At 73.3% G+C, this 25,161-nt stretch carries 17 protein-coding genes; 13 read left to right on the plus strand and 4 right to left on the minus strand.

The window, feature by feature from the left end:
* The first annotated feature begins 13 nt into the window (after window positions 1-13).
* The gene (locus NAEX_RS33185) at window positions 14-4,309 is read left to right on the plus strand and encodes a S8/S53 family peptidase (RefSeq protein WP_096331491.1); all 4,296 of its coding nucleotides are present in this window, start codon (window positions 14-16) and stop codon (window positions 4,307-4,309) included.
* A 136-nt stretch (window positions 4,310-4,445) separates the two neighbouring features.
* Window positions 4,446-5,144, plus strand: coding sequence for a metal-dependent hydrolase (locus NAEX_RS33190; RefSeq protein ID WP_096331492.1), 699 nt, complete (start codon window positions 4,446-4,448; stop codon window positions 5,142-5,144).
* Between the two features lie 78 nt (window positions 5,145-5,222).
* Here NAEX_RS33190 and NAEX_RS33195 read toward each other — a convergent pair whose 3' ends face one another.
* On the minus strand, window positions 5,223-6,464 hold the full coding sequence (locus NAEX_RS33195; RefSeq protein WP_096326274.1) for an ISL3 family transposase: 1,242 nt from the start codon (window positions 6,462-6,464) through the stop codon (window positions 5,223-5,225).
* Window positions 6,465-6,659: 195 nt separating this feature from the next.
* Between NAEX_RS33195 and NAEX_RS33200 the strand changes: the two genes are divergently transcribed.
* Both NAEX_RS33200 and NAEX_RS33205 read left to right on the plus strand, forming a co-directional pair.
* Window positions 6,660-8,258, plus strand: coding sequence for an endo-1,4-beta-xylanase (locus NAEX_RS33200; RefSeq protein WP_096331493.1), 1,599 nt, complete (start codon window positions 6,660-6,662; stop codon window positions 8,256-8,258).
* 91 nt (window positions 8,259-8,349) lie between these two features.
* Window positions 8,350-9,792, plus strand: coding sequence for a cytochrome P450 (locus NAEX_RS33205; protein ID WP_211302517.1), 1,443 nt, complete (start codon window positions 8,350-8,352; stop codon window positions 9,790-9,792).
* A gap of 12 nt (window positions 9,793-9,804) precedes the next feature.
* Here NAEX_RS33205 and NAEX_RS33210 read toward each other — a convergent pair whose 3' ends face one another.
* Both NAEX_RS33210 and NAEX_RS33215 read right to left on the minus strand, forming a co-directional pair.
* The gene (locus NAEX_RS33210; RefSeq protein ID WP_170136200.1) at window positions 9,805-11,139 is read right to left on the minus strand and encodes a D-arabinono-1,4-lactone oxidase; all 1,335 of its coding nucleotides are present in this window, start codon (window positions 11,137-11,139) and stop codon (window positions 9,805-9,807) included.
* Between the two features lie 7 nt (window positions 11,140-11,146).
* The gene (locus NAEX_RS33215) at window positions 11,147-12,820 is read right to left on the minus strand and encodes a lipoxygenase family protein (RefSeq protein WP_096331496.1); all 1,674 of its coding nucleotides are present in this window, start codon (window positions 12,818-12,820) and stop codon (window positions 11,147-11,149) included.
* A 598-nt stretch (window positions 12,821-13,418) separates the two neighbouring features.
* Between NAEX_RS33215 and NAEX_RS33220 the strand changes: the two genes are divergently transcribed.
* Both NAEX_RS33220 and NAEX_RS33225 read left to right on the plus strand, forming a co-directional pair.
* Entirely contained in the window at window positions 13,419-14,396 is a 978-nt protein-coding gene (locus tag NAEX_RS33220; protein WP_096331497.1) for a hypothetical protein, read from the plus strand.
* An 85-nt stretch (window positions 14,397-14,481) separates the two neighbouring features.
* Complete coding sequence (locus tag NAEX_RS33225; RefSeq protein WP_170136201.1) at window positions 14,482-16,179, plus strand: serine hydrolase domain-containing protein; 1,698 nt, start codon at window positions 14,482-14,484, stop codon at window positions 16,177-16,179.
* A gap of 45 nt (window positions 16,180-16,224) precedes the next feature.
* Here NAEX_RS33225 and NAEX_RS33230 read toward each other — a convergent pair whose 3' ends face one another.
* Window positions 16,225-16,764, minus strand: a complete 540-nt coding sequence (locus NAEX_RS33230; protein WP_096331499.1) for a hypothetical protein — start codon at window positions 16,762-16,764, stop codon at window positions 16,225-16,227.
* A 507-nt stretch (window positions 16,765-17,271) separates the two neighbouring features.
* Here NAEX_RS33230 and NAEX_RS33235 point away from each other — a divergent pair.
* From NAEX_RS33235 to NAEX_RS48670, 7 genes are all read left to right on the plus strand, one after another.
* On the plus strand, window positions 17,272-18,492 hold the full coding sequence (locus tag NAEX_RS33235; protein ID WP_096331500.1) for a radical SAM protein: 1,221 nt from the start codon (window positions 17,272-17,274) through the stop codon (window positions 18,490-18,492).
* Window positions 18,493-18,563: 71 nt separating this feature from the next.
* Complete coding sequence (locus NAEX_RS33240) at window positions 18,564-19,445, plus strand: asparagine synthase C-terminal domain-containing protein (protein WP_170136202.1); 882 nt, start codon at window positions 18,564-18,566, stop codon at window positions 19,443-19,445.
* Entirely contained in the window at window positions 19,433-21,178 is a 1,746-nt protein-coding gene (asnB, locus tag NAEX_RS33245; RefSeq protein WP_096331502.1) for an asparagine synthase (glutamine-hydrolyzing), read from the plus strand. The genes NAEX_RS33240 and asnB overlap by 13 nt, the downstream gene beginning before the upstream one ends.
* On the plus strand, window positions 21,175-22,347 hold the full coding sequence (locus NAEX_RS33250; protein WP_096331503.1) for a nucleotide disphospho-sugar-binding domain-containing protein: 1,173 nt from the start codon (window positions 21,175-21,177) through the stop codon (window positions 22,345-22,347). The genes asnB and NAEX_RS33250 overlap by 4 nt, the downstream gene beginning before the upstream one ends.
* Window positions 22,344-23,297, plus strand: coding sequence for a glycosyltransferase (locus NAEX_RS33255; RefSeq protein ID WP_170136203.1), 954 nt, complete (start codon window positions 22,344-22,346; stop codon window positions 23,295-23,297). The genes NAEX_RS33250 and NAEX_RS33255 overlap by 4 nt, the downstream gene beginning before the upstream one ends.
* Window positions 23,294-24,037, plus strand: coding sequence for a hypothetical protein (locus NAEX_RS48665; RefSeq protein WP_143141479.1), 744 nt, complete (start codon window positions 23,294-23,296; stop codon window positions 24,035-24,037). The genes NAEX_RS33255 and NAEX_RS48665 overlap by 4 nt, the downstream gene beginning before the upstream one ends.
* Window positions 24,034-24,885, plus strand: coding sequence for a PIG-L family deacetylase (locus tag NAEX_RS48670; RefSeq protein WP_143141478.1), 852 nt, complete (start codon window positions 24,034-24,036; stop codon window positions 24,883-24,885). The genes NAEX_RS48665 and NAEX_RS48670 overlap by 4 nt, the downstream gene beginning before the upstream one ends.
* The last annotated feature ends 276 nt before the right edge of the window (window positions 24,886-25,161 follow it).

Raw genomic sequence — 25,161 nt, forward strand, 5'->3', positions numbered from 1 at the left:
CGGGGGGCCGTCGATGTTGTGGACCGAGATCGAGCACGTGACGACGAAAGAGGGCCGCAGCCTGCGCGGCGAGGAGGTGCGGCAGTGGTTGCGGAGCTTGCAGGACCCGGACGCGGCGTCCATCCATGCGACGGCGGGCTCGGTCTACGTCTCCCTCGCCCCGCACGGGCATAACCACCGGCCTGCGCTCCGCACCGAGGCCGAGATCGAGGCGTGGCTGGTGCAGCGGTTCCAGTGCACCGACGTGCGCTTCGCCGTCGCGCCGCCGGGCGAGGGCAGCCGGGAGCGCTACGCCGCGCGCTCGTTCGGGGTGCGCAACACCAACGATGTCCTGCCGGCGGTGTACTTCAGCCTGGCGGATCGCGACGAGGTGCTCACGCACGTGACGGTGAAGCAGGGCCTGCGGGAGCCGCTGGCCGTCGAGCTGCGGCTGAAGCCGCCGCTGCCGCGCGCGTACGCCGGCAGGCTCGAGCTCGCGTACCTCGGGGCGAAGCTGCGGCTGCGCAACGCGATCCGCTCGTACAAGGGCAGCGTGAAGCCGGCGTACCGGTACCTCAGCCGGGTCCGCGCCGCGCGGAGCAAGGACGGGATCCAAAGCCCCGTCCACGAGCTCACCGACGGCATGCTGGTGAAGTTCGTCGAGGCCGGCGGCCGAACGAGGGACTACTCGGTCCTCGAGCGGCTCACCTTCATCGGGCTCGAGGTCGGCCACGGCACCGAGGTGTTGCAGGCGTGCCTGCTGGACCTGGACCATCACCTCGTCTGCTCGGCCACGCTGGAGCTCGCGGTCGAGGCCGATGGCCGCGCGGATGTCGGCGCGCTGCGGCTGCTCGCGCACGTCGAGGGCAAGGACTTCAAGGAGCAGAAAGACCCCGAATTCGCGGCCCTCTACCGCCAGGCGCAGGGCCGACGCGGCAGCCGGGTCACGATCGGCGTGTGCGACACCGGCATCTTCGACGACACCAGCCCGGGCGGGCTCGACTACTTGGCCCCGCGGATCGTGGACGGGCGCTACTTCGACGCGGGGGACGAGGCCAACGATCGACCGACGCGCCCGCGCAAGGGCTATCCGACCCACTTCGTCGCCGACAACCCGTCGAAGCACGGCACGACCGTGGCCGGGCAGGCGGCCTGGGGCAGCGGCCGGATCGCGCTCCTCGACGTGATGACCAAGAAGGGTCAGACGATGGGGGAGATGAACGACGCCACGGGGGCGCGGTCGTTCCGCTGGGCGATCGAGCAGGGGGCGGACATCGTCAATTGCAGCGCGTGGATGCCGTTCAGCATGCCGGAGACCGACAAGGTCGTCACGCGGGCGAAGAGCAAGGTGTTGTTCCTGGCGACCGGCGGGAACACGGGCTTCTCGTTCCCGCTGAACTTCGCCGACTTCGACTTCGGCGACGTGAGCCGCTATCCGCAGAAGCGGGAGTTCCAGGGCAGCGACCTGCCGCGCTCGTTCGAGAACACGCTGTTCGTCGGCGGCTGCACGATGAGCAAGGGGCATCACTCGGAGCGCGGGACCGGCCCCGGCGTCGACGTGCTGGTGCCCTCGGACAGCACGACCCTCTACACCCCGAAGGGGCTGGTGGCGGCCCACCGCCTCGGGTTCGTGCGGACGTTCTTCAGCGAGCTGCTGCCGAACCGGATCATGCCCGAGATCGACGCGCTGCGCGCCGAGCCGGCGATGGTCAAGGAAGAGACGCAGGAGTACTCGAACCTGAACAACAAGATCAGCTCCCTGGAGGACGACCAGATCCCGACGTGGGAGGCGGAGCTGCAGAAGAAGGGGCCCCAGGACGGGCCGCTCAGCGAAGACGAGGCCCGCGAGCTCGGCGTGCTCGAGTCGCTGGTCGGGCAGGCGGAGGCCCTGTTGCCCAAGATCATCGCCGACCGGATCGAGCCGCTGGCGAAGCGGCGAGCCGGTCAGGGCGAGCCGCTCACCCCGGCGGAGACCCAAGAGCTCGAGGTGCTCGAGGGGCTGACGAAGGGCGGCAAGAAGCCGCAGCGCAGCGACATCAAGCCGCGCTGCAACGCGCTGCAGGTGCGCGCGGACTACGAGAAGATCGAGAAGAAGTTCATGCCGGACGCCCTCCGCGACCTCAAGAGCCTCAAGGAGGAGCGGGACCGGCTGAAGGCGACGCTCCCGGAGGTGAACAACCCGAAGCACGAGCGCTATCAGGCCTACGTGTATTTCTGGGACCAGGTCGTGGGCTGGACCGGGAAGTCCGGGGCGGACGTCGACTCGCTGCCGAAGCAGGTCGCGGCGATCAAGGCGGCGATCGACAGCTCCGAGCAGGCCGTCGAGTGGCTGCGGAGGTTGTTCGACTTCGCCTTCGACCCGATGCTGCCCGGGCGCAAGGAGTGGGACGCGGCGCCGCCGGAGCAGGCGATGATCGACGCGCGCGCGCGCCCGCAGATGACGGACGTGAGCACGCAGGTCAAGGACGAGATCAAGATCAAGGATCTGGACGCGGCGTACAAGGACCTGCACGCGTCGCTGGCCGGGACCCACGTGAGCAAGGATCTCGGCGTGTCCTTCGGCCTGCCGATGGTGGCGAACATCGCCGCCAAGGTGAAGCTCATCAACCGCGACCTCTCGGCCCCCGAGCTCAAGCGGGTGCTCGTCGACACCTCCGATCGCGACGAGGCGCTCACGGCCCGCTGCGTCGCCGGCGGGGTGGTCAACCCGCTCCGGGCCTATTTCGCGGCGTTCGACGATGAGGTGGCGTACGCCGGCCTGGAGGTGCATGCGGCCTTCAGGCAGGCGCAGCCGAAGGGCAAGGACGAGCGGCGGACCATCTATTACACGTTCTTTTACATGCACGCGGAGGGGCTCCGGGCCTACAGGGCGATCAAGGGCGAGCTCGTGGCCGCGTACGCGAAGATGGACGTCGAGCTCATCGAGGCCGAGCCGCCGGTCGAGCTCGAGAGCGAGCCGCTCACGTACGTGGCGGGCAGGCCGCTCAACCAGTACAACTGGAAGAGCGTCGTGCCGTTCCACACCCACCCGCTGTACGGCGGGAAGAAGCACCTGCGGCTGGTCCTGGTCAACCAGTGCGGCTACGTGCTGACCAAGGCGATGTCGATCGCGGGGAAGGAGCAGCGGTTCCGCTTCGAGGACACGGGCCGGGCCGAGGTCGTCCCGCCGGACGAGCAGGACACGCCCGAGGACGAGAAGGCGAAGTTCGAGGTGGCCGAGGCGAGCGCCCGGCCGCGGCTCGGCGAGCGCTGGAGCTGCAAGCTCAGGGCGAACGACGGCTTCCACGTGTTCCCGGTCCGGCCCCAGGACATCCTCGGCGACCTCCGCTTGAGCGTCCCCGAGCCGCGCGAGAGCACGGTCGCCAAGAAGCACATCACGGCGACGACGAGCCCCGATCGTCAGCGGCTGACGGTCTGCGTGATCGCGGGCGAGGAGTTCGACAAGCTGCGCGACGAGGGCCTGTCCATCACCCTGACGATCAAGACCGTGCCGGCCGGGCCGCCGGCTCCGCCCGGGCCGCCGCCGCCGGTGCGCTCGCAGACGTTCGATCTCAGGCGCGGGGCCTGCACCGTGGGCGCGAGCCAGAACGAGACCTGGGAGGTGGAGAGCTTCACCGACCCGCTCGGCGCGACGGATCACTGGGAATGCGTGCTGAAGGCGAAGGCCGGCGCGCAGTTCATGGTCCAGGGCGCGCAGTCCGTGCCCACGGTCAAGTCGGCGGTCCCCGCGGACAAGGAGACCTCCTACAAGTCCTCGGAGGGCAAATACCGGGTCGAGCGGCTGAGCGACAGGGAAGCGCGCGTCGAGGTGACCGACGACGAGTTGAACCAAAAGCTCGGCACGGTCTGCTCGGCGGTCGCCATCGAGGTCAACATGGTGCAGACAATCGGAGGCAACCGCGACGAGAAAGAGGCCCCCGGCACGATCTTCGTCTCGAACAAGTACCACGCCGGCTCGAGCGGCACGGCCGAGGCCGACCGGACGCTGCTGGTGCTGTTCCTCCACGAGATCGGCCACGCGCTCGGGATGGTGCCCAAGGAGCACGAGCATCATTACGATCGCAAGTACGGCGGCCGCGGCGATCACTGCGCCTTCAACACCGAGGACCACCCCAAGGCCAGCGTCAAGGCGGACTTCGGGATCCTCGCCGACGCCGACTCCGACTGGGTCAAGGTGCCCCTGGCGCTGTCGAAGGGCGGCGACGAGAAGCCCTGCGTCATGTACCACACGCGGACGACGGTCCATCACCGGTCGGAGTTCTGCGCCACCTGCGAGGAATGGGTGAAGGGCAGGCTCGACGCCTCGAAGTGGGAGTGGGTCGACAAATGATGCCAGCAGGGCCTGCCGCGATTCGCTGCGCCGCCGGGAAGGGGCGCACGGCCGCGCAGGCCGCTCGGTCACGAGCGGCGGGCGCGGGGGGACGTTGAAGGCGGGGGCGGGTCTTCATTAAACTCGCGGCCGGTCCATGGCGAACTTTCGCGTCCACGTCCTCGGGGCGGCGATTCCCTCGGCGCTCGCCGCGGGGCTGGCGATCGCCGGCGGGCTCGTGACTCCGCTCGTCGGCGGCGTCTGCTTCGGGCTCGGGGTGCTCGGGGGAATGCTGCCCGACATCGACGCCGAGAGCTCCGTGCCGACCCGGATCCTCTTCGGGGCGCTCGTGGTGGGCGCGGCGGCTGCGGCCGCGCTGGCGCTGTACGACGACGCCGCGCCGTGGCTCGCGGCGGCCGCGGCGGTCGCGGCCTTCGTGGCGGTCCGCGTCGGCCTGCGGGGCTTCACCGCCTGGCTGTGCGTGCATCGCGGCCTCGTCCACTCGCTCCCGTTCGCCGCGCTGGTCGGCGTCGCCGTGGTGCTGGTCGCCTCGCGCGCCTTCCACCTCGCGCCGACCCAGGCCTGGCTCGCGGGCGTGTTCCTCACGGGCGGCTTTCTCGTGCACCTGGCGCTCGACGAGCTCTCCAGCGTCGACCTCCTCGGCGCACGCATGAAGCGATCGTTCGGCACCGCGCTCAAGCTCGGCAGTCGACGTCAGCTGCTCGCCACGGCCGTGCTCTACGCCGGCGTGATCGCCCTCGTGGCGATGAGCCCGCCCGCCGATCCGTTCGTGCGCGACGTGACCTCGAAGCGCACGCGGGCTGCGATCGCGGCGGCGTTCGCCCGCTTCCCGTGACGGCTCGCGGCGGCGAATGACGGCAGCGAGCGGCCCCGGTCATGAGGCTCTTCAGGGTTTGTGGTGGATACCGCTGACTCAGCGCGTGATCCCGGCAGGATAGAGGTCGAGGCCGCCGAGGTGGAAGTAGATCGCAGCTCGGAAGCGGTCGCGGTTACGGAAGCCGCGGGCGACGTACTTGAGCTTCTGGATGACCGAGTTAAGGCCCTCGGCAGAGGCGTTGGTGATCCGTTCGGTGGCTGCATGGATGATGCCGCCGAGGTGATTTTTGACCATGCGCGCGGCGGCCTTCATCGGCTCCAGGCGAGAGCGGATAGCCCAATCGTACCACATGCCCCATTGGTCCCGCATGTTGCTCGGCGAGGTGTGCTCCCAGACCTCCATCGCCGCCTCCTTGAGCGCCCACGCGCGGGCCGTCCGCAGCGAGCTCGTCCGCAGCGCCTCGAAGTCGTCCCAGACCTCCTTGCTCATCCGTTCGGGGTTGCGCAGCCAGAGGTACTTGGTGCCCTTGAGCCGGTTGTCGCCGAGGCCGTGGAGAGCGCGGTGTTCCTCGCGTCGCACGTGGTCGACGGCTTGACCGAGGCGCGCGGCGACGTGGTACTTGTCGAAGGCGATCTTCGCGTCGCCATCGGGGATGGCCTCGCGGACAGCTTGAATGTAGGGCTCGTGCATGTCCATGACGACCACGGAGACCGCAGCCCTCTCTGGGCGCGAAAAGCCGCTCAGGAAGCCCTTGAGGGCCCCCTTGCCGCGTCCGTCGGCGACGTGGATGACCCGCTTGCTGGCGGACTTCGGGTCATGCACGATCGTGACGTACTCGTGGCGCCGCTGGAAGGAGGTCTCGTCGACGGCGAGCATCTCCGGCAGCGCGACCTCGCGGCGCTCGAGTCCGCGTTGTACTGCACGCTCCTGGACGCCGGCGACCTGATCCCACGAGAGCCCGAGGCGCTCCGCGACCACTGCAATCGGCGCATCGCGGAGCCAGTCGATCACGAGCGCCTCGAACAGCGCGGTGAGCCGAGCGCTACCGTCCGCCCATGAGACGCGCATCGTGAGCGTACCGTGCTTCGGGCACGACGTCCGCGGTACGCCGGCTTCGATGATCGTCCGATACTGACACGTATCGAGGTGCCGCCATCGGCGAGTCCGCGTATCGTGACGGGGAACAGCCTGGCCACACTCCGGGCACGTCGTCGGCACATCGGGGTCGTGCTCGACCTCGATGACGATCTGCCCCTGCCCGAGCTGCAGCTTCACCGCAGCAACTCTCCAGGGAGCCTCGATACCGAGAATTCGGGCGTAGAGTTCGGTCTCTGCCATTTCGCGCACGATATCACGGCGCGATTTCGCGCGCAACCTGCGCCACCCTCAACCCTGAAGAGCCGGTCATGATGAGACCGGTGTGCGGCGCTCGCTGCCGCACGGCGTGTCTGCATCGAGGCACCCGATCGTTCCGCGGCCTGTTGTGGACAGTGTCGACGCCGGCGATTCCGCTTGATAAGAAACGCGGACCGCATGACGCGCCTCGTCCTCCTCGCTTCTCTCCTGTCGATCACCGCGTGCGCGGCTGCGCCGGGCGATGGCCCCGACGTCGAGTACGTCCGGCCGGTCGTGGTGGCCGAGCACCCGGTCGCGCTCGACAATCCGCAGGAAGAGACGGTCGTCTGGCCGATCTGGGGCGGCGCGTTCACGCCGGACGAGCCGGTCTCGATCCGCGCCGTGCTCGCGCCCGGGGGCGCCGGCGCGAGCGGCCTCGTGATCGCGGGGCCGGGCGAGCCCGAGGCGCGCGCGGCGGTCGAGCTCACGGCGGACGGCGGGGCCTGGGCGCTGCGCGAGCGCGCCGGCGACGAGGTCATCCAGGAGCGCACGATCGCCGCGCCTGCGCCGGCCGAGCTCGTGGTGACCGTCGACGGCGCGGCGGTCGAGGTCCGGGCCGGCGACGCGGTCACGACGCTGCGCCTCGCGGCCCCGCTCGCGCCCGCGGGCGAGGCCGCCGGCCTCTACGTCCACCTCGATCCCGGGGCGACGCTCGAGCTGCGGGAGATCGCCATGAGCCAGGCGCTGCCGGCCGCGCCGGAGCTCGGCACGCCGCTGCGCGAGCTGGCCGAGGCGCGCGGGATCGAGTTCGGCAGCGCGATCGACATCTGGCCGCCGCTGCACGACCTCGGCTTCGAGGCGCTGCTGGCCGAGCAGTTCAGCGCGGCGGCGCCGACCGAGCTCTACTGGGCGACGACCCGCGGCGAGGACCGCGACTACTTCTTCGTCCCCGCCGACCTGTCGATCAATTACGCGACGGTCCACGGGCAGGCGGTCACCGGCATGTTCCTCGTGTGGGACTTCGAGCTGCCGGGGTGGGTGACGGAGCTCGGCGAGAGCGGCGACGCCGAGGCGCTCGGCGCGGTGTTCGACGAGCACATCACGACCCTGGTGTCGCGCTACCGCGGCAAGGTCGACGCGTGGATCGTCGTCAACGAGGCGATCTGGGGCCCCGACGAGACGGGCGACGAATTCGCGGAGTACGCGTGGTCGATCTGGTCCGACGTGCTCGGCGTCGAGTTCATCGAGCGGGCGTTCCGCACCGCCCGCGCGGCCGATCCCGAGGCGGTGCTGCTGTACAACGAGACCGGGGCCGAGGCGCTCGGGCTCAAGTCCGACTTCATGCACGAGATGGCGGCCGACCTCGTCGCTCGCGGCGCGCCGATCGACGGCATCGGTCTGCAGTTCCACGTCGACGCCGCGGCGCCGCCGGACCTCGACGACGTCCGCGCCAACATGGAGCGCATCGCGGCGCTCGGCCTCGACATCTACATCACGGAGCTCGACGTCTCGATCGCCGGCACCGACGCGGCGCAGCTCGAGCTGCAAGCCGACATCTACGCCGGCATCGTCGGCACCTGCCTCGCGGTCCCGGCCTGCCGCAGCACGACGGTGTTCGGGTTCTCGGACCGCTACGCGTGGGACGAGCTCGGCGACGCGGCGCCGCTGCTGTTCGACGCCGACTACGCGGCGAAGCCGGCCTTCCGCGCGGTCCAGCGGGTGCTCGAAGGCGGCGACCGAGGCAGGTCCGCGCGCCGCTCGAACGCGACGAGCGCGACGTCTTCGTCGCGCGGGTGAATCTGCGCGTGAGCGAGCCGCGGCCGCGCAGGTGCGACTGCGCGGCGTGGCCGTCGCTGCGGGCTTCGTGGTAGGGATCGGGCCTGGCGGCGTGACGGCGGACATCTCGCGAATAACGGTCCTCTCCGGGGGCCACCGCGTGCTCGGGCACCTGGCGGAGCTGCGGGACGATCGCCTGGGCCTGCTCCGCCGCGCGGCGCAGGAGATCGATCGGATCGCGGTGCTGCGGGTGCTGCACCGCCGGGTGGTGCTGATCAACGCGCCGTCGCTGATCCACGAGGTGCTGGTCGAGAAGGCGAAGAGCTTCGACAAGCCGCTGTCGACCCGCGTCAGCCTGATGCCGCTGGTGGGCGCGGGCCTGGTCTCGAGCAAGGGCGACGCGCGCTGGCGTCGTCATCGCCGCCTGTTGGCCCCGCTGTTCACCCAGGCCGAGCTGGCCCGCTTCGGCGAGGTCATGGTCGACTCGGCGGCGCAGGTGGCCGCGCGCTGGCAGGACGGCGCGGAGGTGCCGGTGATGCACGAGGCGGTGCGGATCGCCATGGCAGCGATCGCGCGCGCCCTGTTCTCGGCCGACGACCTCGACCTCGCCGACGCGATGAGCGAGCCGCTGACCCGGACCCTGGGCTGGACCGGGTACTATGCGACCTCGCTCCCGCTGATGGCGCAGCTCGTGCTCGGCCGGCTGCTCGCGGGCCTCTCGCGGCGGCTCGGCGATCGCGGCGCTGCCGCCATCGAGCGCCTGGCGGCGCGGCTCGAGCGGCCGCTGCTGCTGCCCGGGGCCCGCACGGCGGCGCTACGGGCCGACGTCGCGCGCATCGAGGCGCGGCTCCTGCCGCTGCTGGCGGCCCGGCGCGCGTCCGGCGAGACCGCGAAGGACTTGCTCGATCTGCTGATCCGCGCCTGCGACGACCAGGGGCACCTCGGCGACCAGGATCTGCGCGACGAGATCATGACCTTCTTCGGCGCGGGTAACGAGACCACCGCGTCGGCGATCGCGTGGACGCTCGACCTCCTCGATCGCAACCCCGAGGCGCGGCTCGAGCTCGAGCGCGAGGTCGACGCGCTCGCGGGGCGCCGCCCGGCGGTGAGCGACCTGCCGCGACTGCCCCTGACCGCGCGGGCCTTCAAGGAGGCGCTGCGCCTGTATCCGCCGATCTACATGTTCGCGCGCGAGAGCGTCGAGGCGACGACGGTCGGCGGCTATCACCTGCCCGCGGGCACCTCGATCTACATCGCGCCGTACATGCTGCACCGGCGGCCCGATCTTTATCCCGAGCCCGAGCGCTTCGACCTGGGCCGCTTCTCGCCCGAGGCCGAGGCGTCGCGGCCGCGGCTCTCGTGGTTGCCGTTCGGCACCGGGCCGCGCGTGTGCATCGGGGCGGCGTTCGCCATGCTCGAGGGCGTGCTGGTGCTGGCGACGCTGATCGAGCGGTTCCGCTTCGAGCGGGTGTCCGCGGGCCCGGTCGTGCCGCTGCCGTTCGTGACGCTCCGGCCCGCGGGCGACATGCCGATGCGCGTGCGTCGTCGTGCCTGAGGTCGGAGCGCGTCAGAGCGAGAACACCTCGCGCTCGAGGAATTCGTTGAGGAACACGCCGTCGGGGTCGAAGCGCCGCCGCTCGGCGAGGAACTCGGGCAATTTGTCGAAGCGATCGCGCCAGGTGGCGGGCGACAGCAGCAGCTTGCCCCAGTGCGGCCGCAGGCCGGCGATGGCGGCGGACAGGCGCTCGTACAGCTCGCGGTGGAAGCCGTCGAACTCCGGCGTGCCGCGGACCGCGGCGACCTCGATGAAGCAGCTCGGACGCCCCTCGCACGGGGCGAGGTAGGCGTCGCTCGGGCCGGTGAAGCGGGCCACCGCGGCGAGGTTGACCGGGAAGCGGGCGCGCGAGCGGTGCTCCTCGATCGCCGCGCGGATGATGCGGAAGGCGGTCGCGGTCGCGGCGATCGGCACGGAGCACGAGAAGTCCAGGCAACGCGGGTAGGCGTCGATGTGGTGCCATTCGCGCGCGGCGGCCCGCACCCACGCGCCCTCGGCGAACATCACCGCGCGGCCGAATCGCAGCAGGGCGGGCGCGAGGTCGGGGCGCAGGCGGACGATCGCCGGCATCATCAACTCGCCGGCGAGCACGCCGGTGCCCATGCGGAGGCGGTGCAGGTTGCCGCTCGGCCACAGCTCCGGCGTCTCCGGCGAGGTGGTCCGGTGCAGGCCGCGGACGAGCACGTCGGGCTCGCCGGGCATCCACAGCAGCTCGGCGAATTCGTAGGTGGACGTCAGATCGTCGAGCTCGTCGAGCACGTGCTCGAGCGGGTGATAGCGCTGCTCCACGCTGACGCGGAACGCGGGCTCGCAGCGCAGCGTCACCGCGTAGATCACCCCGAAGGCCCCGAGAGCGACCCGCGCCGCCCGCAGCGCGCCGGCGTCGGCGCCGTCGAGCTCGACGACCTCGCCGCTCGCGTCGACCAGCGTCATGGACGCGATGCTGTCGGCGAAGCACCCGGCGCTCATGCGCGTGCCGTGCGAGCCGGTCGCGGCGGCGCCGCCGACGGTGACGCGGTCGAACATCGGCGGGCTTATCAGCGACAGCCCGCGGGCCCGCAGCGCCGCCGTCAGCTCGCCGATCGTCGCGCCCGCCTCGACCCGCACGGTCGGCGGATCGGCGTCGCGGTCGAACGACAGGCAGCGAGTCAACCGACCCATGCGGATCAGCGTGTCCTGCGTCGGCACCAGCGGGCTCCACGAATAGCCGCCGCCGCACAGGCGCACCCGCCCGCGCGAGGCGCCGTCGCGCACGACTCGCGCGAGCGCGGCGAGGCTGTCCGGCTCCTCGACGCGCGCGGTGCAGCGCAGGTTGCCGTGCCAATTCTTCCACGATGTTCGTCGCATGGCCCCCTCAGAAGTGGACGCTGGCGGGGACCAGGCTGGGCAACAAATAACGATAGGGGCGGGGGCGCCGGCGGTTTCGTTCGTCGAGCTCGGCCTCGATCGCGGCGAGGTCGCGCTGCAGGCGTTGCACCGCGGCGCGCGCCTGCAGCAGCTTGCCGAGGCGCGACGACGCATAGTCGCCGAAGCGGCTGGCCCGATGCACGGCGATCGCGCTGTAGTGGACCTGCGTGGCCGCCGGCGCGAGCGGGGGGAGGAGCGCGTCGAAGCTCGCCGGCGCCCCCTCGCGCGGGGGCGGCTGGTAGATCGCCGCGGGGAAGCCCTCGATCAACGAATAGAAGTCAGGTTGCCCGTAGTGCAGCGCCGCGTGCCGCGGCCCCGCGGTGAAGAGCACCTGGGTGAGCACCTCGACCAGCTCCTCGCGGGTGCCGAGCCGGCCGCTCGCGGTCAAGCTCCGGAGGTCGCCGCCGTCGGGGGACAGGAGCTCGAGGAACCAGCCCTGCAGCTCGTGGTCGCCGGTCACGTCGGCGTCGCCGCCGTAGAACAGCTCGACGTACGCGGCGACGAAGCGACGGATCGCCGTCATCCACGGGCGCGCGTCGTCGCGGAACGGATAGTCGAGCGGCGCCTCGGCGACGCCGCGCCGCGCCAGGTCGCGCTCGAGCTCGAGGTCGAGGAAGGTGACCTCGGAGCGCGCCGCGATCAGGACGGCGCGCATGTCGGCGAGCGAGCCGCCGTAGATCGTGCCGAAGTGGCTGGAGGTGTCGCGCAGCAGGGCGTTGCCGTCGGCGTTGACCTGCAGGGTCCAGCGCAGGTGCGGCTCGAGCAGCACGTGGATCGGGTGCTCGGGGGCGAGGCAGCGCGGGGTGGCCATGGCGAACGCCTCGATGACGGTGTGGACCTGCCCGAGGTGGCTGCCGAAGATGTGCACGCTCATCTCGGCGGCCTGGGCGTGGAGCTTCGCCATGTACCAGGCGGCGCCGTCGCCGGGGCGGTACAGCGGGTTGGGCGGCGGCGCGTCGGGCCCGTCGAGCTGGATGGCGATCGGGCGCAGCTCGCAGAGTCCGCCGCGCTCTCCGTGCTGCTGGAACAGCACGCGGGGCGCCGCCATGTAGCGCGCGCGCCAGCGGGAGTCGCGGGGCCGTCGCAGCGGCAAGGCGCGCTGCAACAGCGAGTACTCGACCGCGAACAGCCGCCCGGCCGCCAGCTCCGGCGCGTGCGCGCGCGCCAGCGCCTCGCCGGAGGCGAACAGCTGCGCGAGGCGGGCCGGATCGCGGACTCGCTCGAGCAGCACCGGGCACGGACCGTCGAGGCGCTGGCGCGCGAAGGCGTCGTCGAGCGCGTCCGTCTCGTCGACCCACGCCGGCCGCGTGACGCCGAGCGAGAGCAGGCGAAAGCGATCCGCGCCCCGCACGAGCCCGATCGTCTCCGCCGCTCGACCGAGGCCCGTCTGCAAGGCCCGGCGCGCCAGCGAGGGCACGAGCACCGGCAACAGCCGCAGGACCCAGCCGGGGCTGTACCACTCGCGGATCGGGAAGCGCTTGGCGACCGGGACGGGATATAGCCAGTGTGTCTCGGGATCTCGCGGCTCGTACTCGTACTCCCCGCGGCTCCGCGCGAGCCGCTCTCGCCGGGCCTCGGGGTCGCGCGCCCGCTGCGGAAGACCTATTGGAACGTAGTTCATTGGTTCATCTTGCGGACCGCTCGCGCCGCAGTCCACGGGCCAGGAACGGCCGTGCGGAGAAGCCGATCACGGCTCGAATACGAGCCGTGACGACGGCAGCCCGCCCCAGGGGCCATGTTCGATGAAATCGCCCGACGAGTCGCCGGCGGAGAGGCGGCGTCGCGAAATCGCCCGCGGGACTGGAGACTCGAGCCACGGAATTGTCATGACCCCATCCGCTCAGCTGGAGAGACGTTGGATGTAAGCATGTTTGTCAAGACATGTCCCATGGAGCATGCACACCAGCGCCGGGCGGGCGAGCCTCGACTGCCCCGAATCGGCGCCTGCCATCATTTGCCGGCGGCCTCGCGCGGGCGCGCACGCGAGCGGACGCTCCGCGCGCGGCGAGGTGGCCGGTCCCCGGGGGCGCTCACGTCGGGCGCGGGCGGCCGCGACGGGGCCTGAAACGGCGCCCGCGGGGCGTTGCGCGGTTCTGTCGGCGCCGGCGCTCGGCCGCCTTGCGGTAGCCTGCGGGCGGTCGAGATCGGCGTCGCCCCGCGTCTCGACGACCGTGTCAGGAGATTCGACGATGGTCCGGTTCGATCGGTGCGCTGCTCCCGTGCTGCTCCTCCTCGCCGCCGCTCTGGTCGGCGCCTCGCCGGCGTCCGCCGGCAAGGGCAAAAAGCCCGGCGCCGACATCCCGAAGGACGGCGGCGCGCTCGAACCGGGCGTCACGCCGACGACGCCGACACCGACACCGCCCCCGCCGACACCCGCGGGCAAGGGCAAAAGGCCCGGCGTCCACCCCCCGAAAGACGGCGGCGCGCCGGGACCGGGCGTCACGCCGACGACGCCCACGCCGGGGCCCGGGACCTTCCAGCCTCCCGTCGACATCCCGAAGGACGGCGGCGTGCTGGACCCGGGCCCCAAACCGCCGACGCCGACGCCGCCGTCCGAGCCGAAGGGCTGGCCGCACTCGATCCTCACCGGCACCGCGACGAACTGCGCGCGCAACCCCCTGCCGCACGAGGTCCTCGTCTATCGCGACAGCAACTTCGCCGGCAGTTGCGCCGCGCTGACGCCGGGCTTCTACCCGTACGCGGCCAACTTCCTGGTCGGCAACGACGCCATCAGCGCGATCAAGGTCGGCAGCGCGGTCCGGGCCCGGATCTTCAAGGACCCGGTGTTCGCCGGCGACTGGAACGCCTACGCGCCCGGGACGATGGCGGCGGGGCTCGGCGGCTTCAACGACAGGATCTCGTCGATCCGCGTCGAGCCGGCCAGCCGCTCGCAGCTGTGCGACGACCTCCGCGAGGGGGAGATCGCGCTGTTCGAGAACAGTTACCTCCGCGGCGACTGCGTGGTGCTGCCCGGCGACGAGTCGTACGCGAACGCGGAGAGCATGGGGATCGAGAACGACAGCATCTCGTCGATGCGCAACAACAGCGCGCGCCGGCTGGTCGCGTTCTGGCACCCCTCGTTCTCGCAGGGGGGCATCGAGCTGCCGCCGCACTCGGAGCTCGACTCGCTCCCGAAAGGCGGCTTTTTGTCCGAGGGCCTCGACGACGACATCTCGAGCATCCAGATGGCCCCGTAGTCGCCGCATCACCCGCATCATCGCAGCCACGGCGCAGGTCGTCCGGGCTCGCGTCGGCGGGCGGTCTTCGCCTATGCTGAGCGCGATGCCTCGCCGACGCGCGACCTCGCGGCTCGCCGCCCTCGTCGCCGGGCTCGCGCTGGGCATGTCCTTCGGGTCAGGTTGCCACGGCGACCGGCCGGCGCGGCACGACATCCCCGCGGACGGTCCGCTCGACCCCGCACTGGAGGGCGTCGACGACGTCGTGGTCCGCGTGATGAGCCAGCTGTGCATCGGCGCCGGGGTGCTGGCGATCGCGCGCGACGGCGAGGTCGTGGCCGCGCGCGGCTACGGCTTCCGCGACGGCCCGCCCAGCCGCGAGTGCGCCTCCCGGCGCGACCGCTTCGCCGGCGGCGCGACCACCCTGCCGGACACGCCGATGCGGATCGGCAGCGTCGGCAAGAACATCGGCGCGATCCTCGTGCGCCGCGTCCTGCGCGACGCCCTCGCGGCCGAAGGCCTGCCCGCCGACGACGCCGCGATCGAGGCGCTGCCGCTGGTCGGCGGGCCGCTGCGCCTGCTGCCGCCGCGGATCGAGGAGACGCTGCTCGGTCCGCGCGCGCCCGCGTTCGCCACCGGCGGTGACTGTGACGCGCGCGCCGATCCGCGCTGGCGCGAGGTCACGATCGGCCACCTGCTGTCGCACCGCGCCGGCCTGCCCGGCGCCGGCCCGGACCTGCTCGCCGGCGACCGCCTGCAGGCGCTGCGCGAGCTGTGGACCCGCGAGGCGCTGGCCGCCGAGCAGGCCGCGCTCATGCCCCCGCGGCGGGCGATCCGCCAGGGCCCCGGGCGCGACGGCTACTTCGTCGCGCCGCCGGAGCTGGCCGAGGGCGTGCTGGCGCTCGGCTCGACCTGCCTGCGCTCGGACCCCGGGGCGCGCGCGAGCTACTCGAACCTCGGCTTCGACGTCCTCTCGCTGGTCGCCGCCACCGTCGGCGGTCGCCTCGAGGTCGCCCGCGGCGGCGACCTCGAGTCGCACGACGGCTCGCTGCTCGACGCGTTCTTGCGCGACGAGCTCGGCCTGGCGGCGGGCCGCGCCTCGCGGCACGGCATCAGCCTCAGTCACCCGTACCTCGAGGCGCGCGATCCGGCGGAGCCGCGCTATCGCATGTGGACGCCGGGGCGGCGCACGTACTACCCCGAATACGACGATCCCAAGCGGCCCTATTGCATCCTGCAGGGCGACGGCCGGTGCACGTTCGACGAATGGCGCGAGCGTGGCCGGCCCGTCAACTACGCGTGGGAGCGGGAGCGGCTGCCGCTGTCGTATGAATGGATCGGCGCGCCGGTGTCGACCGGCCTGCTCGCCGCCGAGGCCCCGGTGCTGCTCGAGATCGTGGGGCGTTACTGGCTCGGCCGGGTGATGCCCGGCGGCCACGACGACGGCGCCCCGTTCTACGGCCGCTCGCGGGCCCTGCACCAAAGTCCCGTCAATCGCCAGCACGGGGGCAACCTCGCCGGCGCGACCGCGTGGGCCGGCCAGTTCGTCGGCGCGCCGGTCGATTACGCGGTCGTCCCGCTGGCGGCGGGCAGCGGGCGCTACGACTTCGCGGTCGCGACCGAGTCCGCGCGCTGCACGGCGATCCCCGCCGGGGTCGACGTCGTGGTCGCCTTCAATCAATCGTACAGCCAGGACTGTCACCTGGACGGCGAGGTGTGCGGCGCGGCCTACGACCTGTGGCGCTCGCTGCTCGTCGAGGCGCTGTGCGAGGTCGACTGGGACCGCGTCGGCGGCGAGTCGTGAACCGGGGGGTTCCGTGCGATGGAGGACGCGAGCGGCGCCGGCCCGTCAACGACGCGTGCGCGCGGCGGCGATCTGCCAGCGCACGACCGCGTAGACGAAGCCCGCGAGGAGGGCCGTCGCGTCGAGCCCGAGCTGGAGGAGCGACAGCTCGGTGGTCTCCTGCAGCCACGTCGACAGCGGCTCCGCGCCGAGCGAGCCGACCGCCTGGGCGATCCGGGCCGAGAGCCGGACGCTCGCCGCGTGGGCCCCGAGGGCCGCGGCGACCAGCAGCGCGAGCGCGATCCACCCGAGCAAGGACATGCGCCGCGGAGCGGCCCGGGGTTCGTGCGACGCGAGGCGCAGGACCAGCAGCAGCACGACGAGTCGGACCACGGCCTCGCCCCCGATCAGCGCTGCCCGGGTCGCGTACGAGGGGAGGGCGCCGCCGGGCACGTCGAGGAGCGCGTACTGGAGACCGGCGCCCAGCGTCGTGACGACCGGCCAGAACATCAGGGCGCCGAGCACGAGCGCCGCGGCCCTCGCGGCGAGGACGCGGCGCTCGTCGTCCGCGACGGAGGCGGCCGGCTCGTGAGTGGGGGCGAGCATGCGGACACCCTGGCCCAGCGCTCCGGCGCTGTCCAGACTCGAGGCACGCCTCGCAGCGGCCGGTGAGGCTCGGTGGATGGCTCGCCGAGGAGCCGGTCGCATCGCCACGATCGCCTCGATCACCTCGGGGGTCAGCGCGGGCTCCTCGAGCAGCGCGGGGCTCGCGTCGCACGCGACCGCGAGCGTGGATGTACAAAGGGACAGGATGAGAAGGGGACGATGATTGGAATTGATGACGACGCCTCGCGCTGCGCGTGACCGACGACGTCACGGCCGCCGCCCGCGATCATCAGCAAGCGACATGCCAGGCGCCGGGGCATGCTTCTCGGCGCGGCGGCGGCGTAGACCCCATGGGACCTCGCGGGCGCCGAGCGCGTGACCCCATGGGTCAGCCTCGACCGGCCTCGTCGTCGGCGGGACGTCGAAGCGCGCGCGCCCGGATCCCGCGAACCGCGCGGCGTCGGACCGCCTTGAGCGCGAGCGGCCGGGCCGGCTACCCTCGCCGGGATGACCGGCTGGTCGACGAACCATGACGGCGTGGCGATCGAGGTCGCGGTGATCGGCGGCGAGGCCGGCGAAGACCAACTCGACGTGCAGGTGGCAGTCGAGGACCGCGGCGAGCCGGCGCTCGAGCGCTTGCTGGCCGCGCTGCGCCACGCGACCTCGCAGGCCGAGCTGCTGGCCCACGGCGTCGCCGGGGCGTACCGCGTCGAGGACCTGCTCGCGGTCGACGCCGCGGTCGTCGACGACGACGAGGCGCGCGCCGAGCGCTGGCTGCGGCGGCGCCTGTCCAAAGAGACAGCCGTGCAGGTGCGCCCGCGCGACGGGCGGGCGCGGGCGCGCGCGACGTTCGCCCGGCGCGGCGCCCGCCCGACCTCGCAGCGCAAGGTCTACACGCGCAGCGGCGACAAGATCCGCGTCGAGGCGTTCGAGCTCCACGTCGTCGAGCACTGCAACCTGCGCTGCGCCCACTGCTGCAACATGTCGCCGTACCTGGCGGAGCGCACGCTGACGGTCGCCGAGATCGAGGCGATGTGCCGGACGATGGCGGCGCACCTGCAGGTCGACGTGTTCAAGATCATGGGCGGCGAGCCGCTGCTGCACCCGCAGATCACCGAGGTCCTGCACGCGATCCGGCGCAGCGGGATCAGCGAGACGATCCGCCTGTTCACCAACGGCCTGCGCCTGCACGCGATGGACGACGCGTTCTGGGCGGCGCTCGACGAGCTGACGATCTCTCACTACGCCAGCGCGCCGGTGCGGCCGGCGCACCTCGCGGCGGCGCGGGCCAGGGCGCGGGCGTTCGACGTCGTGCTCAACGTCAAGCCGGTCGGCGAGTTCAGCGAGGTGATGCGGCTCGCCCGCGAGCCCGACGACGCGACCGTCGGCGCCACCTACGAGCGCTGCTGGCTGCGCCACCGCTGCCTGGTCGTCCGCCGCGGCAAGTTCTACATGTGCACGCGGGCCGCCTACGCCGAGGAATTCCACCGCGACATCGCCCACGGGGCCTACGCGGACGATCGCGAGGCGGCGCTCGCCGGGGACGGGGTGCCGCTCGACGCGCCCGACCTCGGCGCGGCGCTGCTGGCGTACCTCAACCGCGCCGAACCGCTGGTCTCGTGCCGCTTCTGCCACGGCGGCGACGGCCCGGTCGCGGCGCACACCCAGCTGTCGAGGGCGGATGTCCGCGCCGGTCGGCTGCACCCGCTGCGCGTGCGCGAGACGTGATGGAGGCGCACTGCTACGAATGGCGGGGCCGACGCGGGCCCTCGCTCGCCGGCCTCGTCGGCCGGGCGGCCGTGGCCCTCGATCGGCACGGGGTGCGCGCGGCGTTCGGCGAGGTCGCGGCCGACGGCGCGACCTGCATCGACGGCGCGCGGCTGGTGCTGCCGCCGCGGCTGCGCGGCATCCACCGCCGCGACGCACCCGGGCCGCTGCACGCCTTGCTCGCCGGGGCCTGCGACCGGCTGCCGCGCGGGCGGGTCGCCCTCGCGCTCAGCGGCGGCGTCGACTCGGCCGCGCTCGCGGCCCTGCTCGGCGCGCGCGCGACGGTCTACACATTGGCGCCCGAGCTGCCCGGCTACAGCGAGGAGGCCGAGGCGCGCGCGGTGGCCGGGCGGCTGGGGCTCGAGCTCCGGGTCGTTCGCGCGAGCGCGGCCGATTACGTGCAGGCGCTGCCGCTGGTGATCGCGGCCTGCGAATGTCCGCTGTACAACCTGCACCCGGTCAGCCGCTGGTTGCTCGCGCGCGCCGTCGGCGACGACGGCCTCGACGTGCTCGTCACCGGGGACGGCGCCGACGAGGTGTTTCGCGGCACGTCGGGCGCGGATTATCTGCCGATCGTCGGCGCGCTCGCCCGCGCGGCCGGGCTCGTGCCGGTCGCGCCGTTCCTCGACGAGTCGGTCGCGGCGCACGTCGCCGAGGACCCGCACAAGCAGGCGCTGCGATCGCTGGCGGTCGCGCTCGGGGTCCCCGAGTCGATCGCCCGCCGGCCGAAGCAGCCGCGCTTCGCCCCGCCGATCGACCTGTCGCCGCTGTGGGACGGCCCGCGGGTCGCCGCGCTGGCGCAGGCCCTCGGCCGCGAGCCCGATCTCTCCGCCGATCGCGCGCGCGTCGGCTGGACGACGCTCGCGCTGCTGTCGCGGCGCTTCCCCGGGCTGATCGTGTCGTGTGCGGCATAGCCGGGATCGTTCGCTTCGACGGCGGCGCGGCGGCCCAGCTCGGCCGGGCCCGGGCGATGCGCGGGCGGCTGCGTCACCGCGGTCCCGACGGTGAGGGCGAGCTGGTCGACCCGTACGCGGTGCTCCAGCACACCCGCCTCGCGCTGCTCGATCGCGAAGGCGGCGCCCAGCCGATGACGACCCCCGACGGCCGGTTCTCGATCGTCTACAACGGCGAGGTCTACAACCACGCCGAGCTGCGCGCCGAGCTGCGGTACCCGTTCCGCACCCGCTGCGACGCGGAGACGGTGCTGGCGGCGTTCGCCGCCTGGGGGCCCGCCTGCGTGCGTCGCTTCAACGGGATGTTCGCGTTCTTCGTGTGGGACCACGCGCGCCGCCGCGGCTTTTTGGCCCGCGACCCGCTCGGGGTCAAGCCGCTCGCGTACGCGTGGGACGGCGTGGAGCTGGTGTTCGCCTCCGAGGCGCACGCGGTCGCGCACTCGCTCCGTTCGCGGGTGGGCGCGGACGTCGACGCGGTGCTCGAATACCTGATCGCGCCGTGCTTCAGCGGGGTCGCGCGCTCGATGTTCGCTGGCGTCGACTATCTACAGCCGGGGCACACGCTCGAGGTCGCGGTCGACGGCGTGCAGATCCAGCGGTACTTCCGCTTCGAGGTCGCGCAGGGCGGCGAGGCGCCGGCGCCGGAAGCGGTGCGAGCGGCCCTGCAGCGCGCGGTCGGGCGGGCCTGCGTCGCCGAGGCGCCGATCGGCGTGTTCCTCAGCGGCGGGCTCGACTCGAGCGCGGTCGCTGCGTTCGCCGCGGCCGCGCTGCCCGATCCACCGCCGGCGTACACGATCGCGTTCGACGGCATGGACGCGTTCGACTACGCACATTCGACGATCGTCGTGTCCGACGACTCGCCGTTCGCGACGCGGGCGGCGGCGGCGAGCGGGCTGCCGCTGACGCGCGTGCAGGCGCCGCGGGCCGAGCTCGCCGCGGACCTCGAGCGGATCGCCCGCCACAACGACGCGCTGCCGGCGTGGGAGCAGGAGGTCGCGCAGGACCGGCTCGCGCGCGCGGCGGCCGGGGCCGTCAAGGCGGTGCTCGTCGGCGACGCGGCCGACGAGACGCACTTCGGCTATCACTTCCTCCTCGACGCCGCCGCGACGGCCAGCCCGGCGGCGATCCTGCGCCGCTTCGGCCAGGTGCCGGTGCGCCGCGAGGTGCTCGCCGACCCGCTGGCGGCGTTCACCGAGCGCTACCGGGCGTGGATGCGACCGACCGACTCGCCGGCGGCGCGGATCGCCGGGACGACGTCCTTGATCGTCGAGCGCTGGCTGCCGCGGCTGCTCCACAACGGCGACGTGCACACGATGCGCGCGGGGCTCGAGGCGCGGGTGCCGTTCGCCGACGTCGAGCTGCTCGCGCTCGCGGCCGCGGTGCCGCCGGCGACGGGGCTCGCGGGCGGGGTCGAGAAAGCGAGGCTGCGCGCGGCGCTCCGCGGGGTGCTGCCGGAGGAGATCCGCCTGCGCCGCAAGTCGGCGCTGCCGAAGGATCAGGGCGCGGCGGCGGTGCTGCAGCGCGAGGCGTCGCGGCTGCTCGCCGACCCGCCGGCGCTCGTGCGGATGCTGGTCGACCTGCCCGCGCTGGCGCCGCTGACGGAGCCGCGGCGGACGCTCGCCGAGTGGGAGCGGGCGGCCCTGTTTCGCGTCGTCTGTCTGGGCCACTTCGGGCATCATCACGGGCTCGCATGACCCGCGCGCTGTTCGTCGTGCTCGCCGAAAAAGGCCACGTGCACCCGTTCGTCGGGCCGGCGCAGGAGCTGGCGCGCCGCGGCCACACGGTGGCTTTTTACGCGCCGTGCGACCTCCGCGAGCCGCTCGCCCGTGCCGGCTTCGCGCCCGAGCGCGTGTTCGTCGGCGCGACCGGGGCCCCGCCGCCGGACGACAACCGCGGGGCGAGCTTCGCCGCGCTGGTCGCCGACCCCGAGCGCCTGCGCGGGTGGATCGGCGCGATGCTGGTCGACACCGTGCCCGCCGAGGTCGAGCGGCTGACGCAGGTCGTCCGCGAGCTCCGGCCCGACGTGATCGTCGCCGACCCGATGGCCTACGCGGCGCCGATCGTGGCCGCCCGCGCGGAGATCCCGTGGGCGGGGTTCTCGACCTCGCTCAACCCGGTCGTGCCGGACACGTGGGACAGCGCGCTGATCGCGACGACGTCGGCGCTGCCGCGGGCGGCCCTGTTCGCGGAGTACGGCGTGCCCGCGCCGCAATTTCGCGTCAGCGACTGCCTGTCGCCGTGGCTCAACGTCGCGTGGACGACCGCCGCGCTGATCGGCCGCGAGGTCCCGGACGTGCTGCTCGCCGGCGCGTCGTTGCCGCTCGATGCTCGCGGCGACGAGGTCGAGGCGCTGGCGCTCGACGACCGGCCGCTGGTGCTGATGGCGCTCGGCAGCCAGATCTGGCACCAGCCGCGGATGTTCGAGGTGGTGACCGCGGCCTCGCGCGGCCAGCCGTGGCAGCTGGTGCTGGCGATGGGCGGGCTGGCGCGCACGTTCGCCGCGCCGCCCGACGTCCGCGCGGTCGCGTACGCGCCGCAGCTCGCGCTGCTGGCCCGGGCGCGCGCGTTCGTCAGCCACGGCGGCGCCAACTCGGTGATGGAGGCGCTCGCGCACGGGGTGCCGCTGCTGGTCTCGCCGATCTGCAACGACCAGCCGCACAACGCCCGCTTCGTCGCCGAGGCCGGGGCCGGCGTCGCGTGCGACCTCGCGCGCGCCGAGGTCGACGAGGTGAGGCGGCACCTCGCGGCGCTGTGCGGCGAAGGCGAGCACCGCCGCAGCGCGCGGCGGATCGCCGCCAGCTACCGCGCCGCGGGAGGCGCTCGCGCGGCCGCCCGGGCGGTGCTCGAACGATGTCGCGCGTGATCCCCGTGACCGTGGCGGCCAAGAACGAGGAGCGGGCGCTCGGCCCGTGCCTCGACGCCTTGCTGGCGTCGGCGCGCCACGCCGCGCAGCGCGGGTTCCGCTGCGAGATCGAGGTCGTGCTCGACGACTGCACCGACGGCACCGAGGCGGTCGCCCGGGCCCGCGGCGTGGCGACGCGCCGTTCGAGCGGCGGCAAGGTCGAGGCGCAGCGCGCGGGGCTGCGGTCGGGGCCGTTCCAGATCTTCGTCGACGCCGACGTGCTGGTGACGCCGCCGACGCTCGCCGCGCTGGCGCGGACGATGCTCGCGCGGCCCGAGCTCGCGGTCGCGTCCCCGCCGCGCCTGCCGCTGCCGCCGGTCGCGCGCGGGCGCCTCGCGCGGGCGCTGCACGTGTACAACCGCGAGCGCGGGTTCTCCTCGCAGCGCACCTGGTTCAACGGCAAGTGCTTCGCCATCCGCGGCTGGGACGTGCCGACGCGGGCCGAGCTGGCGCCGCGGATCGCCCGGCTGCCGCGCGACCGCTTCTACGACTACGCGGCCGGCATGCGCGTCGACGACATCTATCTGTCGCGCCGGATCGTCGCCGAGCGCGGGCCGCAGGCCCTCGCCGAGGCCGCCGAGGGGTGCGTGTATTTCCGGGCGCCGGAGACCCTGCGCGGGATGTATCGCTATTACCGCCGCATGCGCATGGAGCTCGAGCGGTGCAGCGCCCTGTTCCCCGAGCTCGACGCGGCGCACCGGCGGTTCGGCGCGCGCCGCCCCGACCGGCTGGCCGCGGCGCCGCTGGCCGACCGGATCGCATATCGCGAATTCCAGCTCGCGCTCGCGGTCTGCCGCGTCGGGTACCGCCTCGAGCGCTGGTATTATCGCTACCTGGCGCGAAGGACATGTCCGGCGTGGCCGCCGGTCGAGGAGACGAAGTGCTCGCTCGCCACCGTGATCCCCGGGTGACCCCCGTCGAGCTGTGGGACGTCGTCGTCGACGGCGCGCCGCTGTACGCCGCGCCGCGCGACGCGACGTACGGGCGGGCGCTGGCGCGGGCGGTCGAGGCGCTGCGCGACGGCGAGGCGGCCTGCGAGTCGGCGACGCCGCTGCCGGAGGCGTGCCGGCGCGTCGACCGGGTCGTGCTCGCCGGCGGCGCCGCGGGACATGTCCGCTGGGACAGCTCGCGCGTGCCGGCCGTGTGCGCGCCGGAGCCGGAGCGGTGCGCCGAGCGGGGCGGCCTGGCGGTCCTCGCCGGCGCGCGCGGGCTCGTCGTCGACCTCGGGCAGAGCCGTCTGAAGATCCTCGCCGGCGACGGCCGGCGCTGGAGCTCCCCGCGCGACCTCGCGGCGATCCCGATCAGCACGCGGCCGGTCGACGGGGCGGGGCGCGCGGCCCTGATCGCGTTCGTCGCCGCCGGCCTGCGGGCGGCCGCGGGCGCGGGCTGCGAGCGGATCGTGATGGCGCTGCCGTGCGAGATTGCGCCGGACGGCGCGCTCGGGACGTGCTCGTACCCCTGGGGCGCGGGCGAGCCGATCGTCGAGGCGTTCCTGGCGGCCGCGGGGCTCGGCGCCGTGCCGACGCTGCTCGTCAACGACGCCGAGCTGGCGGCGATCGGCGTCGCGGAGGACGGCGTCGCCCCCGGCGTCACGCTGGTGCTGACGCTCGGCTTCGGCGTCGGCGGGGCGCTGGTGGAGAGGGCCGCGTGACGGTGCTGGTGGTATCGCCGCACCTCGACGACGCGGTGCTGTCGCTGCCGGCCTGGCTGGCGGCGCGCGCCCGGGTCGAGCGCGTGGTCGTGGCGACCGTGTTCAGCGAGGGCGACGCGGGCTATCCCGCGCGGCGCGCCGAGGACGTCGCGGCGCTGTCGCGGCTCGGCGCCGAGCCGCTGCACCTCGGCCTGCTCGACGCGCCCGAGCGCCGGGGGCTGCCGCGGAGCTTCCGCGCGCTCGTGCTCGGCGAGGTCGACGCGGTCGACGCCGCCGTCGTCGCGCGGGCGATCGTCGCGGCGGTGACGCGCGTCGCGCCGGAGGTGGTCCTGCTGCCGCTCGGGGTCGGCGAGCACCTCGATCACCGCGTCGTCCAGGCCGCGCACGCGAGCGTCGCGGGGCGCGTCGGGTTCTATGAGGACCGCCCGTACGCGCTCGTGCGCCACGCCGTGCGGGCCCGGCTGCGGCGGATCGGCGCGGTGATCGACGGCGAGCCGGTCGCGCCCGCGCCGGCCGAGGAGTACCTCGCGTCGGCGCGGGCGGCCGCGTTCGTGCAGGCCTACCTGCCGGCCGACGAGCGCGAGGCCTGCCTGGCTCCGCTGGCGGCGATGCTGTCGGCGCCGACCCCGCCGGAGCTGCCGCTGCGCCGCGAGGAGCATGTGTTCGCCGCGCTCGACCTGCGCGCAGGTCCGGCGGTGCGCGCCTACGCGTCGCAGCTGGATGCGCTGTTCGGCGCGGCGGACCCGGCCGCCGCGCTGCTCGGCGACGCTCCGCACGTCGAGTCGATCTGGTGGCGCTCGGCGAGCGCGGGTTCGCCGGCCGCCCCGACGCGAGCGTCGACGGGGTAGAGGACCTCGCGACGCCGCGCGGACCCGGTGGGCCATCGGGGACGTCGCTTCACATTGCGAATCGGACGAGCGGCCCCGCGAATGACGCGAGTCGCGTCCGGCCGAAATGATGACGGTCGTCATTATCGACAGGCGCGAGACGAATCGGCGAGCGAGAGGCGTGCGGCCGGGCGCTGGGCGGGCGCCCGCCCAGCGCCCGTTCTGGGGCGTTTCCCGGCGGCCGCTCCGGCGCGCACCCATCGGGCGAACGAGCGATGACAGAGGATGTTGATTCTT

Origin of the sequence: Nannocystis exedens, assembly GCF_002343915.1 — a bacterium.
GTDB lineage: Bacteria > Myxococcota_A > Polyangia > Nannocystales > Nannocystaceae > Nannocystis > Nannocystis exedens.